Raw genomic sequence first — 14,523 nt, forward strand, 5'->3', positions numbered from 1 at the left:
GAAGTATCCGCCGCGCGAGATCCCGCACGTCGCTCCGCTGATGCGGCTTTCGGGCCTGGAACCGTTCACGCTCACCGGCGACATTCCCTTCGTCAACGTCGGCGAGCGCACCAACGTCACCGGCTCGGCCAAGTTCCGCAAGCTGATCACCGCCGGCGATTACGCCAGCGCGCTCAGCATTGCGCGCGAGCAGGTGGAAAACGGCGCGCAGGTGATCGACGTCAACATGGACGAGGCCATGCTGGACAGCAAGGCGTCCATGGTCCGCTTCCTCAACCTGATCGCCAGCGAGCCGGACATCGCGCGGGTGCCGATCATGGTCGACTCCTCCAAGTGGGAGGTGATCGAGGCCGGCCTGCGCTGCATCCAGGGCAAGGGCATCGTCAACTCGATTTCGATGAAGGAGGGGCTGGAGCCCTTCAAATACCAAGCCAAGCTGCTCAAGCGGTATGGCGCAGCGGCCGTGGTCATGGCCTTTGACGAGCAAGGCCAGGCTGACACCTACGAACGAAAAATCGAGATCTGCGAGCGTGCCTACCGCGTGCTGGTCGATGAGCTGGACTTCCCACCGGAAGACATCATCTTTGACCCGAATATTTTTGCGATTGCCACCGGCATCGAGGAGCACAACAACTACGCGGTCGATTTCATCAACGCCACGCGCTGGATCAAGCAGAACCTGCCCGGCGCCAAGGTGTCGGGCGGCGTGTCCAACGTCTCCTTTAGCTTTCGCGGCAACGACCCGGTGCGCGAGGCCATCCACACGGTGTTCCTGTACCACGCGATCCAGGCCGGCATGGACATGGGCATCGTCAACGCCGGCATGGTCGGCGTCTACGACGACCTCGAGCCGACGCTGCGCGAACGTGTCGAGGACGTGGTGCTGAACCGCACGCCGGTGTACAAGGACGGCGAGGAACACCTGAGCCCGAGTGAGCGCCTGATCGAGGTCGCCGAGACCGCCAAAAGTGGCGCCAAGGACGACAGCAAACGCAATGAATGGCGCGCGCTGCCGGTGCGCCAGCGCCTGTCGCACGCGCTGGTGCACGGCATGAACGAACACATCGTGACCGACACCGAAGAGGTCTGGCAGGCGATCAAGGCCGAAGGCGGCCGACCTCTGCATGTCATTGAAGGCCCGCTGATGGACGGCATGAACGTCGTCGGTGACCTGTTCGGCCAGGGCAAGATGTTTTTGCCGCAGGTGGTGAAAAGCGCGCGTGTGATGAAGCAGGCCGTCGCGCATCTGCTGCCTTATATTGAGGCTGAAAAGCTGTTGCTGGAAGCGGCCGGTGGCGACGTCAAGACCAAGGGCAAGATCATCATTGCCACCGTGAAGGGCGACGTGCACGACATCGGCAAAAACATCGTGACCGTGGTTTTGCAATGCAACAACTTCGACGTGGTCAACATGGGCGTGATGGTGCCCTGCCATGAAATCCTGGCACGCGCCAAGGTCGAGGGCGCCGACATTGTCGGCCTGTCTGGCCTGATCACACCCAGCCTGGAAGAGATGCAGTATGTGGCCGGTGAGATGCAGAAGGACGACCACTTCCGCATCAAGAAAATTCCGCTGATGATAGGCGGCGCCACTACCAGCCGGGTGCACACCGCGGTGAAGATTTCGCCGCATTACGAAGGCCCGGTGGTGTACGTGCCCGACGCCTCGCGCAGCGTCAGCGTTGCGCAAAGTCTGTTGAGTGACCAGGCCGCCAAATACATTGACGAGCTCAACAGCGACTACGACAAGGTGCGCACCCAGCACGCCAACAAGAAACAGACACCGATGTGGCCGTTGGCCAAGGCCCGCGCGAATGCGACGCCGGTTGACTGGGCGCATTACACGCCGCCGCAACCAAAATTCATTGGCCGGCGTGTGTTCAAGAACTTCGACCTGGCTGAGCTGGCGGACTACATCGACTGGGGCCCGTTCTTCCAGACCTGGGACCTGGCGGGCCCGTTTCCGGCCATTCTCAAAGACGAGGTGGTGGGTGAGGAAGCGGTGCGCGTTTTCGGTGATGCCAAACGCATGCTGAAGCGCCTCATCGAAGGCCGCTGGCTCACCGCCAGCGGTGTGATCGGTTTGTACCCGGCCAACAGCGTGGGCGACGATATCGAGATCTACACCGACGAGTCGCGCAGCGAAGTGGCCATGACCTGGTACGGCCTGCGCCAACAGGCCGAGAAAACCGCGGTGGATGGCGTGATGCGGCCCAGCCGCTGCCTGGCGGATTTCGTTGCGCCGAAAGTGCTGTCAGCCGAAACCAAGGCCGTGCGCGCCGGACATGCGGGCGCCGAGGGCCACAACACCTTCATGCTGCCGGACTACATCGGGTTGTTTGCCGTGACCGCTGGCCTGGGTTCGGAGAAGAAGGAAAAGTACTTCAACGATGACAACGACGACTACTCGTCCATCATGCTCAAGGCGCTGGCCGACCGGCTGGCCGAAGCCTTTGCCGAGGCCATGCACAAACGCGTGCGTCAGGATTTATGGGGCTACGCGGCCGGCGAAACGCTGAACCCCGAGGACATGATTGCCGAAAAATACCAGGGCATACGTCCGGCACCCGGCTACCCTGCCTGTCCGGACCACAGCGTCAAGAAAGACATGTTCGAGCTGCTCCAGGCGGGGGATATTGGCATGGCGTTGACCAGCAGCCTGGCCATGACCCCCGCCGCAAGTGTCAGTGGTTTTTACCTGAGCCATCCGCAAAGTGTGTACTTCAACGTTGGCAAGATTGGCGACGACCAGCTTCACGACCTCGCCAAACGGCGCGGTGAAAAAGCCGAAGACCTGCAGCGTCTGCTGGCGCCGAATCTTTAACGCCGGGCCGGCAAGGGTCTTGCGTTGGGGGCAGAATTCCGGCACCGATGTTGTTGAAACTGCTGAAATGAAACTCTCTTACGGCCTGTTTTTTGCGATCGTATCGTCTGCTGCATCGAGTCTGGCCGCGCAAACCGGCATGCAGCCGATCGGTTCATTCAGTATGGACCGCACCGAGGTCTCGGTCGAACAGTTTCAAAAGTTTGTGGACGCCACGGGTACTGTCACGGCGGCAGAGCGGGCTGGTGGCGGACGCACCTTTGAGAACGGGTGGGAGCAGCGCGGGGGTTGGACCTGGAAAGCGCCGTTCGGCACGCCAGCCACACCGTTGGAGCCGGCGGTGCATGTCACCTACGACGAGGCCGCCGCCTTCTGCAAGTGGTCAGGCAAGCGCCTGCCGCGCGATGCAGAGTGGGGCGAGGCTGCCTACACCGAACGCAGGGTCAGTCCGCCCGCCGGTTTTGTGACCGGCAAGACCTATCCCTACCCCACCGGCGACCAGCCGCTAGGCGCCAATTGCCTCGGTGACTGCGGGGTTGTCAAAACGGTTGCCAGCGCGGTGACCTCGCGCGGGCGCGGCCACGCACCCACCGGCAGCACGCGGCAAGGTGTGAACGGCTTGTGGGACATGGGTGGCAACGCATGGGAATGGGTGGACAGCGGCGGCGCGCAGGACAAGCGCACACGCGGCGGCTCGTGGTGGTATGGCGCCGCCAGCATGCGCGACGATCACCAGCAGAGCAAACCCCGCGACACGGCAGTGGTGTACATCGGCTTTCGGTGTGCCCGGGACCCATAGACCACGCTACTGCCGTCAGCCCCCGGGGTTTTCAGGCGCCGGCTTTCAGTGCCCGCCGGTACTGCACCGCTTCAGCCACATGCGTCACCTGCACGCTGGCAGCACCCGCCAGATCGGCAATGGTGCGTGCCACCTTCAGGCAGCGGTGGATGCTGCGGCCCGACCAGCCGAGCCGCGCTGCTGCGGTGTTTAAAAACTTGGCGGCTGCCGTGTCCAGTTGACACTGCGTGTCTATGGCCTTGCCTTGGAGTGCCTGGTTGCTGCTGCCCTGGCGCGCCATCGCCCGCTCGCGCGCCGCAACCACCCGCTGGCGGATGTGGGTGGTGCTTTCGCCGGGTGCGGTGTTGACAAGTTCGTCTGCAGCGAGCGCACCCACTTCGACGTGTATGTCAATCCGGTCCAGCAGCGGGCCGCTGAGTTTGCCCTGGTAACGCGAGACCTGGTCCGGCGAGCAGCGGCAGGGCCGAAGGCTGGAGCCCAGGTAGCCGCAGGGACAGGGGTTCATGGCCGCGATCAACTGAAAACGCGCCGGGAATTCCGCGCGCTGAGCGGCGCGCGAGATCGTGATGGTCCCTGACTCCAGCGGCTCGCGCAGGGCTTCAAGCGCGGCGCGTGGAAACTCTGGCATTTTACTTTTTAGCATTAAAAGTGGCAAAAGTTGTCAATAACCAACGAAATTTGCCAAAGCCCGATCAAGTATTGAATTGATAGTAGCTGCTTATTGCAACAGCAATGCCACAGGAGGAAAAAATTTATCTAAAACCGCACGTTCAGCCCACGCAAACTGGTGCAGCTACGTTTGCTATCGAGCAGCCCGCTCAAATTTTGGCGCCGCAGTTGTGCCTTTCGAAGGTCGCAATCAGTGCAGACTTTGTAGCATCCAGCTTGACCGGATTGGTCTTCGCTGAAAGCGCAGCTCGCGCCTTGCCTCCCATGAAGTAAGCGATCCGTTCGCTATTTGCTAGTGAAGGATGGGGTAGGTCGAATCCGCATCTATCGTGCGGTTCCTTTTTTGTGGTACGGGTCTTACCCATGGTAGCGAGCTTATTTTGCGACTTTCACTTAGCGTCGCCTTAAACAGGCTCAAGCGTGAGTATCGTTAGTCGCAGAATCTGGGAGAGCGCAAAGTTGACAAACGAGATCTATTCACTTAGTCTTGAACCAACTACCTTGTGGAGGTTTCTTATGCGAAGCAAGTCTCAGGCAAAGATCGGTCTAGGGGGCAGTGATCTAGTCCGTGCAGTCGCGCCGATACCAACCGTTAAGCCCAAGCACGATATGCGTGGCATCGGCTACGGTGACAACGGTGAGGGTGACGAAGGCAGCCGGGTGCAAACACTATCTGCCAAGCGGCAAATGAGAGTCAAGATCAAACTCTAGCCTTGACGCGTTTGAGTTAGCCGAGCAGAGCCAGCTCTCGCCTGTGTACCAATTTGACCATTTGATAGCGCCTCTGACTGAGGCGCAGGTCCGACCACACCTGGGCATCTCCGCGATACACATAGCTGGTGCTGACATGCAGCGGTTTGAACAACTGCTTCAGTTTGAAGAGCTCAACCATGTGCTCGATTCGATTCGATTGCCGTCTGAGAACGTACGGGTCGTTTTGGACAATGTTTATCAGGACTACTCCGACGCAGATGACGTGGCGAAACATCTTGGCAGGGGTGCGACGCTGATAGTTAACAAAATTCACCAGAGTTCGGCCAAAATCCATCGTGTCGTGGATGCAGTGGCGGCTTACTACCGCAGCACTGCGGTGGCCAATCTGTATTTGTCCCAAAAGGGTGTTGGTGGCTTCGGCGTGCACTACGACGCACATGACGTCTTCATCTTGCAGGTTCAAGGATCCAAACGGTGGAAAATTCATCCGCCAACGACACCGCATCCACTTTTTGACATGAAGCGGCATGACCGTGATGGTCCTGCATTAGCTCCGTACTTTGATCTGTTGTTGCGGCCGGGAGAGGTACTGTATATCCCCCGCGGCCACTGGCACTGCGCAAGCGCCGAAACCGGTACCTCAATGCATCTCACGGTCGGCGTCAACGCTCCGACAGGCATTGACTTTCTCAAATGGTTAGCCGATGAATTGGTCGATGATGAAAGCTGGCGCAGGCCCCTGTTCGCAGACAATCCAGAGGCGCTTATTGCGCTAGTAGAAAGCCTCGGATCCAGGCTGAGGGACCAGGATTTTCCGGAGACGTTCTGGAAGGATCGATCAGCGGGTTTAATTATGGGGGGGCGCTTCAGGCTGCCCTATCAGTTGGCTGCTGATCACTTCATCGAATTTCCAGTCGCGATGATGGTGAGTAAACGTCCTGCCTTGTCATACGTTGCTCACTCAGGCGCTGGTCTAGAGATCTTTTTCCACGGAAAAGTCCTTGAGCTTGATGGAGCTGCTAGCAGTTTTGTGAATGCTGTTGAGGCGAGCGGCAACATCGCTCTCTCACTGGGGGCGGAGCTGCGGTTTGGGTTAAGCCGTACAGCTTTCGAAAAGCTCATCAGACAACTGATTGCGGAAGGCTATATCCAGCTGCAAAGTTGTACGAAATGAGTTTCGAGATATCTGTAGATGCGCTGAAGCAACTGGACTTTCGCTGGCCGCCAGCCAAGGTCGCCCAAGTCATCCAGTTGGTCAAGGCCGTGTGGGAACTATCGCCGAAGAGACACTCACTTTATTTCCGCGGATCGGTGCAGCGTTACTCAACGCATGCGCCGATTGACCTTGACATGTACTATGTGTTGCAAGGGCCGGATATGTCAATGTCTGACAGTGTGCAGATATGCCTTAAGCTCCACGAAGGTTTCCCCGACTTGCCGCGTCCAGATCTTTCGATTTTTACTCGGGACAATCTCTTAGACCCGGACCGGCGGCAGATGACTCGGCTCATCCTTCAATACGATGGTACCTTCGTCTGTGGCGAGAACCTGCTCCCCGCGATTCCACCCGTCGAATTTTCGGAAGCGAATGCGGATCTCATCTGGAAGAAGCAAACGGGCATCGCGTGTGCGAAGATTTCCGCCATATCTTCTCCTGCATTCGTGTCCCTTGATAGCAATCTGCAGGCTTACATTTGCAGCTCAGTGGCCAAATCTGTCCTGAGGTTGGTCATGCACGAGTTCATGAGGGTAGAGAAAGACTTTGTACGCGATACCGAAAAGTGCGCGCAGTTGATTGCGCGCAAGTATCCCGATCTATTAAGCGCTGTGGAGGATCTGGGTCGTATTGCCCCGCATAAGCCTGCGCACCCACGTGAGGTATTGCGGGCGGCACTACCTGTCTATGAGAGGTTAATGTGGCATGCTGATCAAACTCAATGTTCTCCGCGTCGCTGACGCGAGCCGAAGATTCAGCGTCGAAGTATGCCTTTGACCTAGCGCGTCTGGGGAGCAACATCGCACTGGCTCTTCGCGAGCTCCTCGCGGCACATCTCTACGTTGTGGCGGGCTCCCTCTGGCGCGCCGTACGACATGGATGACCTCATTTACACGCCGTCCCCCATTAGGAGCGGCTATATGCACCACCGTCGCCGAGCGCGAACAGACGCTAGCACGCGTTGCCTGGCCTGAGCTCCGCATTTCGGGAGAGGCAATCCTGTGCGACGGTTGCCGCCAGCCGGGGTGCTCATCGTCTAGCTGGACCTTTCACGAGCGCATCTGCAGTCGCTGCCCGCTATCTTCGCAAGTCTTGACCTTAGCGCGAAAGCGCCTTGATTAGCCCAGGCTGCTACCGGAGTGATCATTGCAACCTCCCTCAATCACGGAAGGTCGGGTGGCCCATGAAAAGTACCGCGAAGGCGTGGGAGACGAAGCACTGCAAGTTGCGGGTGCGGGGTGAGGGGCGGCGACGGGGCGTCGGCGGTCCCCCCGGTCGGGCAGAAAGGGGAGGCCGTCGACCTTTGGCGGTAGAGTTCTCAGCCCACAGATGTGAATAAACGGGTCATTTGCGTCTAAAGGCCCGGCGAATGAACGGGAGATCCGTCGCGCTCGGGGATTGCATCTTGCGTCGTGTTCACTTTGGATGGCTGTCGAGCAATCCGATTAGTATCAAGTTTGATGCTAAAAATAACTAAAAAGACACTGTTTATGCGTTTAGTACGGTTGGATAGTCAGTTTTTAGCTCATATTCGGGCACACCGTTTGCAAATCAAACACTATGCTTTCGCTAATTAACATTTGCTGGACAACAGAAGCAGGCTTGGAGGTATTGCGTCGAATCAGTTTCGACGTACATCCGGGTGAATTTGTTTGTATTGTCGGCCCCTCCGGAAGCGGCAAAACGTCGCTCCTTCGCATGATGGCAGGCATACAGGAGCAAACCTCTGGTCAATTAACTGTTCAGGGCTCGCAACCCCGCGTATTTGCTCAGCTCTCCTATGTATTTCAGGAGCCTGTGCTGCTTCCATGGTTAACAGTCAGGCAAAACGTCGACATCATATTCACCGCCAAGGGGCAAGAAGTGCCTCGCGACCGCGTCGACGCAAGCCTGGAACTGGTGCGCTTGGCAGACTTCGCAGACTACTTACCCAGACAATTGTCAGGTGGCATGCAGTCGCGCGCTTCGATAGCGCGGGCGCTTGCCAACGATCCATTGCTGCTGCTCATGGACGAGCCCTTCTCCAGTCTGGACGAGATCAGCCGGGAGCACATGAATGCAGAGCTCCAGCGCATCATGGCGCTGACCCCCGCCAGCGTGGTATTCGTCACCCACGATCTGGCAGAGGCGGTTTTTCTGGCCGACAGAGTCATTGTGCTGACAAGCAGGCCTGGCCGAGTATTCGACGATATCGCCATTCCCTTTGCCCGGCCACGAATTACCGAGTTGCTCGAATCTCGCGAATTCGAACTCGTATTAAACCAACTTCGCCGCTCATTGCGCGCAGCTGCCCATTGCGACGCACAGTACGTGGAGCAGACATGAGCAAAGGGTCCATCGGAAAGCGCAAGCTGGCCAATGCGGTTGCCAGCTGGAATCTGCTGTACCCACTGGCAGCGCTGAGCATCGGCCTCACCGCATGGGAAGCCTTCGCACGCCTGCTCGAGTTGCCCCGCTATTTGTTGCCCGCGCCCAGTGTCATTGCCCAGGCCGCGTCACTGCGCGCCTCAGAACTTGCACTGGACACTTTGGTCACCCTGCTCGAGGCGGTCGCCGGATTTACCGCCGGCTCCCTCGCGGCGTTTGCAGTCGGCACGGCATTCGCGCAATTTCGGCGCGTCGAGCGGGCGTTCTCGCCGATCTTCGTCGCTCTCCAAGCCGTGCCCTTGGTGGCCGTGGCGCCGCTCCTGATAGTCTGGATGGGGAACGGATATGCCAGCAAGGTCACTATGGCCGCGATGATCTGTTTCTTTCCAATGGTGGTCACCACCGCCATTGGGTTGCGCCAGACGCCAAAGGATGCGGAAGACCTGTTCACCGTCGTGCGGGCGAGCGCGCTGCGAAGATTCATCAAGCTGAGGCTGCCTTACAGCGTCCCTTACCTGCTGGCGGGATTGAAGGTCAATGCGGCGCTCGCCGTCATAGGCGCCATCGTGTCCGAACTGGCCGGCGCGGACCGGGGGATCGGCTACCAGATCCTGATTTCTTCTTACAAGACGGACACCCCCATGCTGTTCGCGGCCATCGCATTCGCGTCCGCGGCAGGCGTCTCTTTCTACAAGGTCATCGAGGCTATCGAAACGATGGTGACCAAGCGATACCAAACCACATGAACGTAATTTTTTCGCAGAACAAGCGCATTCGCCAAGACGCATTAGCGCGGATGGAAACCAGCCTCGAAGGAACTGGCTGGGGGAGATGCCATGTCGACGAAGCCCGCCAAATCCTGCAGCTGATGGATGGAGACACCGGCGATGAAAATATTTCTGCTGCTGCCCGCTCCAAGGCGCAAATACTCAGCAAAGACCGGTACTTTGACTATTGGTATTTTGAGGGTGCGCCGCTGTCGGTGCAGATCGCGTTGGCGATTGCGCTAGATACCGGCGCCTTCGTCCCGGCGGCGCGGCAGGAACGCAAGTGCGAGGAATTCCTCGCGTTTTTCAGAGGGCAGCTGGCGTTCAAGCGTGCGCTGAACTGGTCGGAAACGGTCGGCGGCTGGCTGTTTCCAGGCGAGGCAGAAAACCTCTGGAAGACGGTGCAGGACTATTCGGCGACCGACTTTGGCATCTGCGAAATCGGCTCGTGGACCGGCCGCTCAACCACCTTGCTTGGCGCGGCGCGCGCGCATTTTTGCCCCGGCAAACCACTTCATGCCATAGACGACTGGAACTTCGGCGGTCAGCCCGATCTGTATCCGTACCTGTCTGGCGCCAGGGCGCTGCGGCTCGAATTTGAGGCCAATACTGCGGCGTTTCTGGATGCGCCGACCATTCACGAGGCCAAGTTCCAGGACTTCGCGATCTCGCCGGCCGCGGCCGGCCTGAAGTTCGATCTCGTGTTCCATGACGCTGGCCACACAGTTGAAGATTTCGAACGAGACCTGCCACTGTTGGCACCGCTGCTCGCGCCTGACGCCACGCTGCTGATACACGACTACGTGTCGCATCATTTCAGCGCGGCCCGCCAGGTCATCGACCAATGGGTGGCCGCAGACAGCGGTAGGTCGCTGGAGCGGACGCTGGGCTCGACCGCGGTTATCCGCATCGGACGGCGCCCATGACCGCGTCCCCGACCCTGGCCGACTACGCCTATGCAAAGTATCTCGAGCAAGTCAACAAGCAAGAGGCCACAGGCAACAGCCTCACACGCCTGGTGCTGGGACAGCTTGCGGACAAACCATCGATACGCATCCTGGATGTGGGCGCCGGCAACGGCGCAATCGCCGCAGCATTGATCAGCGCCTGCCGACGCCTGGGCCGCAACGTGTCGGCGACACTGGTGGAGCCCAACCGACACCGCCTGGCTACTCTCCAGGCGCGATTCGCCGGCGATAGCGGCGTGGCACTGGTGCCGCACAAATGGCCCAGCGCGGCGCCGCTGTGCGGCGGCGGCTTTGACGTCGTGCTGGGCGCCAACATCGCCTATCACTTCGCGGATCAGCGTGCCCTGTTCAAGAGTTTGTGGATGGCGGTCGCTGCGGGTGGCGTCCTGTGCTGCACCGCCGCGACCGCCGGCACGCTCCAGCACCCTCTGTACACGGAAATGTTGCCCCGGATGATCGAATCGGCCGAGCTCGAGCGAACTTTCGCCAGGCATGGCCACGCCGCCTGCATCGAAGAAGTGTGTGCGGCGGCTTTCAATCTTAGCGTGCCCGCCCGTCTGACCGTCGTGGCCGCCGACTTCACCATCGCGCCGGCGGAGGTGCGGCGCGGGCTCGACGCGCTGGCCTCCAGGACCGCCGCGGCCGTCGACCCGTTTTGCCTGTTCCTGTCTTTCGCATTGCGCGTCACAATCGACTCCTTGGTGTGGCAGTCGGCGATCGTCAGGGCGTTCGCGGTCAGCCAGAGATGGGCGGATGACGGCTTTTTGATGCGGGCGCAGGAAGGCCAGTTACTGTCCATCAAGGCGGATCCTGGTTCCGACCGTTCGCATTCGATATCTACTAGGAGTTGGAGATGAATTACAGATCGCTGGTTGCGTCAGTGCTGATGCTCGGCTTGTTGCATGGCTGTGGCAAGGAGACCGGCGCGCCACAACCCGCTGCGCCGGCGAAACAGGAAGTTTCGACGCGCCTGAAATGGTTGCCCGGCGCGCTTTATCTCGGAAGCATCGCGGCCAGGGAAAAAGGTTTTTGGTCCGCGCAGGGTCTGAACGTGAAGATCGAAACCGGCGGTTTCGAGGCGGACCCGATCAAACTGGTGGCGGCCGGCTCCAATGACTTTGGGATCACCGGCGCCGAGCAACTGCTGCAGGCGCGCGCCAATGGCGTTCCCATCGTGGCCATCTACATGGAGCTCAAGGACAGCCCGGTGGGCTGGATGACCGAAACGCGCAGCGGCATCACCACGCCGCAGCAGTTCGCTGGCAAGACCGTGGGCGCCTGGTACGGCACCAACAGCGAACCAACATTTGACGCACTCATCTCCAAGCTGGGGATGAACCCCAAATCGATGAAGCGTGTGGCCGTCAAGTTCGACATGAATCCGCTCTACACAGGGCAGGTCGATGTCATACCCGTGTACCTCAATGGCCATCCTCTGGAGGCGCGGCGCCAGGGCAAGAGTGTCAACACCATTAACCCGCGCGACTACGGTATCCGCCTTTATGGCAACGTGTACTTCACCACCGAAAAGATGATTCAGGAAAAGCCCGAGCTGGTGCAGAAATTCGTGTCCGGTCTGGCGCAGGGCTGGAACTTCACTTTCACCGACCAGGCGGCGGCTCTGGACGCGCTGATCAAGGCCGAGCCCAAGCTGGACCGCGCGCTCGAGCAGGAAGTTCTCCAGGCGAGCAAGTCCTATTTCGACGGCGGCAAAAGTGACGAGCGCCCTGGCTTGATGACCACCGAGCGCTGGGAAGAAACCAAATTCATCATGTCGACGTATTCGGATTTGCCCAAGACAGTGGAGGTATCCAAGGCCTTCACGAACAAGTTCGTCGAGGCGGCGAGGTAAGGACATGGCGGCCGGCGTCAATCCTTTGCAATCCCGCCTCGAAGCGATGCTGGAGACATTGAGGAAGGATCGTGTATTGCAGGTCGAGACCGACACCGCGTGGATGCACGGGGACGTCACAAAGGAGCAGTTCCATACTTCTTTCCGCCGCAGTTGGGAATATCTGTACGTTCCGCTGGGCGCAATGTTCCCAATGCGTCCCGCGTCCGCGTCGGGCCGCAAGAGGACTGCAACGCATGACAGTTCGGGAGTTCCTCCAGGCGCTTATTCGAAGCTGGGGCGACACGCGGCACCGCTGCAGATCGAGATTTCGCAACACGTTGCCAAATTCATGCTCGATCCCGGATATAGCGTCGATAGCTTCGATAAGCTCGAGCGGCCGTATGTTCCAGAAACAGAGCCGTGGAAAGTTTTTTTCCTCAGCGAGTTGCTGTCCGAGCTGATCTGGCTTGTGAAGCGCGGCGTGCCGGATAAGCAGGTTGGGCTGGCGGGCTTCCGGCGCGGCCCAAAACTGGATCCGAAAGAAGCGCAATGCGTCTGGCTTGATTTGCTGTCGATCTGGGCTTTCGACGCACGCAAACCCCAGCTTCTCGATGACATCAGAATCAATTTCGATGGCTACAACGAGAACACTGGATTGCGCTGGTCCGCAAGTGCTCACCCCCGCAATGAGTATGCGGGGCGGATTTTTTCGACAAATGATGCTGGAGACGAATCGGCCGAAAAACGAATCAAATCGGTGTTGCGGTACAGGGCTTTCTACGATGATCAGGAATGCAGCGGCACCCTGCTTTTTTCCCACCGCGATGATAGTGCATACTGGAATGGCATCCCGCTCGATTGCGTGCCAGACGGACCGTTCAAGACCGAAAGTCTGCACGAGCTAGCTACGGCCATGCGGACCCGTTTGTTCGAGGGGTTTGACTATTCGGCTTTTGTCATGTTCGGCGCCAGCCCTGATCTTGAAGGCGTTCATGGACAGGCACTCCCGTTGGAACGACCACTGAGCATCAGCGCCTCTGGCACTTTCATCCATTTTGGTATGCGATGCAGCAAAGCCGAAGCACTTTCGATTTCGCGGCGCATACATATCGGCATGCGCAATTTGCAGTCGGAGCTCTTCTCGCACATGGCCAAAGTGCGAATTGATCAACTCAATCTGGAACGTGCCCGACTCGTGGCGCAAAACGATGTCTTCCAGACGGTTCGACTGCCGATCGCGCGGATCAATGATGCGATTGCTCGGCTGCAGTCGGAGGTCCAGTTTGTCAACTTGCACTTGTCTCGCGCCCAAGACGGTCTCTTTTCGGCGTATGCAGAGGTTGAGAACCTCTTTGAAGGCTCGAAGGGTATTGTAATTCCCGGGCGTGCGCAACACATCACGGTTGATCACGATTGCGGCTACGAAAATGCAGGCCGCAATGCGGAATTGGTTTGGGTTTTATCGTGGGCTATCAGCTACTTCATCGGCGAAAATCCAGCCTTGACGCCAGCGGATCCCGACCGAATCGAGAGGCCCAACAGCCCGCAAGATTTGAGCGCTGCGTTGGCGCACCTGAATGCTAGCCTTGAAAAGGCTATTCAACACGCGGAGAGCGGAAATCGCGTGGCGATGGCGTTATTGCGAATTTTGCATGAAGACAACGCTCGTAGTCCGGATGCCATCAAGGAGTTGCGGACGGCGTGGCAACCAGAAAAGACTTCCCTGCGCAGCCAGATGCTGCTTTGCTTGAAAAACCGATTTCACCATGTGTTGAAGACGCGGGAGGCGACTTGGCTGTGCGTTTCACAACTCGCGCCTTATGTTGCCATGGAGCCCAAGTTAGACTCCCGGCATCGCATTTGGACCAATCACGGATTCGCTTCTCACGAACCGCTGCTACGTTTCCTGGATTACTTTCTCGCGTCTAAAGATGCGGCGCTGGGCAAGCCATTGCACTACTACGAGGTCTGCGCCGGAGAAGCTCGCTACGAGGTGGTTTTTACCCTCATGCAACAAAGCACGGAAGCTGCCAGTGGCGGCAAGGTCGTCCCCTTGCTCAAGGAATCTCTTGGCGGGCCAAGGCTTGCGGCGGCTCTGATCGACCTCCATAAGCGCTATACCAAAGGTGGCGGCGGGAACGATTTAACTGGCTACGCAAACGGAAGCGTCGTGACGCCGTTCTACAAGCTCATGCGGTCTTCGCTCGGCAGCGCCACCTGCATTCCTTCCAGCCGCGTCGAAGAGCGCTTGCAGATTGTTTTCAATGATCAGCTTGAGATGTCCGTATCCATTGAAAAAGGGGGAAGATTTGTCGACTCCATTCGATTTAAGACCTCTCCTGTAAAGCCCGTGTAGCCAGAAAAG

At 58.7% G+C, this 14,523-nt stretch carries 10 protein-coding genes and 1 pseudogene; 10 read left to right on the forward strand and 1 reads right to left on the reverse strand.

Annotation, left to right across the window (positions count from 1 at the left end; translation table 11 throughout):
* Positions 1 to 40 precede the first annotated feature (40 nt).
* Positions 41 to 2,824 (forward strand): methionine synthase, encoded by a 2,784-nt coding sequence (metH, locus tag Q8L50_RS07545; protein WP_305348110.1) that lies wholly within the window; start codon positions 41 to 43, stop codon positions 2,822 to 2,824.
* Between the two features lie 67 nt (positions 2,825 to 2,891).
* A complete protein-coding gene (locus Q8L50_RS07550; protein WP_305348052.1) occupies positions 2,892 to 3,623 on the forward strand; it encodes a formylglycine-generating enzyme family protein in 732 nt (243 codons plus the stop codon).
* A gap of 31 nt (positions 3,624 to 3,654) precedes the next feature.
* Here the strand turns inward: Q8L50_RS07550 and Q8L50_RS07555 are convergent.
* Positions 3,655 to 4,251 (reverse strand): annotated as a pseudogene (locus tag Q8L50_RS07555) (ATP-binding protein); the annotation flags it as partial.
* Positions 4,252 to 5,139: 888 nt separating this feature from the next.
* On the opposite strand from Q8L50_RS07555, the gene Q8L50_RS07560 reads away from it, so the two are divergent.
* The 8 genes from Q8L50_RS07560 to Q8L50_RS07595 all read left to right on the forward strand — a co-directional run bounded on the left by Q8L50_RS07560 (position 5,140) and on the right by Q8L50_RS07595 (position 14,514).
* Positions 5,140 to 6,180, forward strand: coding sequence for a cupin domain-containing protein (locus tag Q8L50_RS07560; RefSeq protein ID WP_305348053.1), 1,041 nt, complete (start codon positions 5,140 to 5,142; stop codon positions 6,178 to 6,180).
* Positions 6,177 to 6,962: a hypothetical protein gene (locus Q8L50_RS07565; RefSeq protein ID WP_305348054.1), complete on the forward strand. Its 786-nt coding sequence runs from the start codon at positions 6,177 to 6,179 to the stop codon at positions 6,960 to 6,962. Before Q8L50_RS07560 ends, Q8L50_RS07565 begins: the two co-directional genes overlap by 4 nt.
* Before the next feature lie 820 nt (positions 6,963 to 7,782).
* On the forward strand, positions 7,783 to 8,547 hold the full coding sequence (locus Q8L50_RS07570) for an ABC transporter ATP-binding protein (RefSeq protein ID WP_305348055.1): 765 nt from the start codon (positions 7,783 to 7,785) through the stop codon (positions 8,545 to 8,547).
* On the forward strand, positions 8,544 to 9,335 hold the full coding sequence (locus tag Q8L50_RS07575; protein WP_305348056.1) for an ABC transporter permease: 792 nt from the start codon (positions 8,544 to 8,546) through the stop codon (positions 9,333 to 9,335). The genes Q8L50_RS07570 and Q8L50_RS07575 overlap by 4 nt, the downstream gene beginning before the upstream one ends.
* Positions 9,332 to 10,282, forward strand: coding sequence for a class I SAM-dependent methyltransferase (locus tag Q8L50_RS07580; RefSeq protein WP_305348057.1), 951 nt, complete (start codon positions 9,332 to 9,334; stop codon positions 10,280 to 10,282). The genes Q8L50_RS07575 and Q8L50_RS07580 overlap by 4 nt, the downstream gene beginning before the upstream one ends.
* Positions 10,279 to 11,181 carry a class I SAM-dependent methyltransferase gene (locus Q8L50_RS07585; RefSeq protein WP_305348058.1) on the forward strand — a complete coding sequence of 301 codons (903 nt, stop codon included), beginning with the start codon at positions 10,279 to 10,281 and terminating at the stop codon, positions 11,179 to 11,181. The genes Q8L50_RS07580 and Q8L50_RS07585 overlap by 4 nt, the downstream gene beginning before the upstream one ends.
* Positions 11,178 to 12,176, forward strand: a complete 999-nt coding sequence (locus Q8L50_RS07590; protein WP_305348059.1) for an ABC transporter substrate-binding protein — start codon at positions 11,178 to 11,180, stop codon at positions 12,174 to 12,176. The genes Q8L50_RS07585 and Q8L50_RS07590 overlap by 4 nt, the downstream gene beginning before the upstream one ends.
* Positions 12,177 to 12,180: 4 nt before the next feature.
* On the forward strand, positions 12,181 to 14,514 hold the full coding sequence (locus Q8L50_RS07595) for a hypothetical protein (RefSeq protein ID WP_305348060.1): 2,334 nt from the start codon (positions 12,181 to 12,183) through the stop codon (positions 14,512 to 14,514).
* Positions 14,515 to 14,523: the final 9 nt, after the last annotated feature.

The sequence above is a fragment of the Polaromonas sp. genome, assembly GCF_030680935.1.
Taxonomy (GTDB): domain Bacteria; phylum Pseudomonadota; class Gammaproteobacteria; order Burkholderiales; family Burkholderiaceae_C; genus Polaromonas.

What these genes read in the sequence shown, in the direction of transcription:
- Q8L50_RS07565 (WP_305348054.1), top strand. Translation starts at nt 6,177, where the DNA reads ATGAGTTTCGAGATATCTGTAGATGCGCTGAAGCAACTGGACTTTCGC.
- Q8L50_RS07595 (WP_305348060.1), top strand. Translation starts at nt 12,181, where the DNA reads ATGGCGGCCGGCGTCAATCCTTTGCAATCCCGCCTCGAAGCGATGCTG.
- Q8L50_RS07575 (WP_305348056.1), top strand. Translation starts at nt 8,544, where the DNA reads ATGAGCAAAGGGTCCATCGGAAAGCGCAAGCTGGCCAATGCGGTTGCC.
- Q8L50_RS07550 (WP_305348052.1), top strand. Translation starts at nt 2,892, where the DNA reads ATGAAACTCTCTTACGGCCTGTTTTTTGCGATCGTATCGTCTGCTGCA.
- Q8L50_RS07560 (WP_305348053.1), top strand. Translation starts at nt 5,140, where the DNA reads ATGCAGCGGTTTGAACAACTGCTTCAGTTTGAAGAGCTCAACCATGTG.
- Q8L50_RS07580 (WP_305348057.1), top strand. Translation starts at nt 9,332, where the DNA reads ATGAACGTAATTTTTTCGCAGAACAAGCGCATTCGCCAAGACGCATTA.
- Q8L50_RS07570 (WP_305348055.1), top strand. Translation starts at nt 7,783, where the DNA reads ATGCTTTCGCTAATTAACATTTGCTGGACAACAGAAGCAGGCTTGGAG.
- Q8L50_RS07585 (WP_305348058.1), top strand. Translation starts at nt 10,279, where the DNA reads ATGACCGCGTCCCCGACCCTGGCCGACTACGCCTATGCAAAGTATCTC.
- metH (WP_305348110.1), top strand. Translation starts at nt 41, where the DNA reads ATGCGGCTTTCGGGCCTGGAACCGTTCACGCTCACCGGCGACATTCCC.
- Q8L50_RS07590 (WP_305348059.1), top strand. Translation starts at nt 11,178, where the DNA reads ATGAATTACAGATCGCTGGTTGCGTCAGTGCTGATGCTCGGCTTGTTG.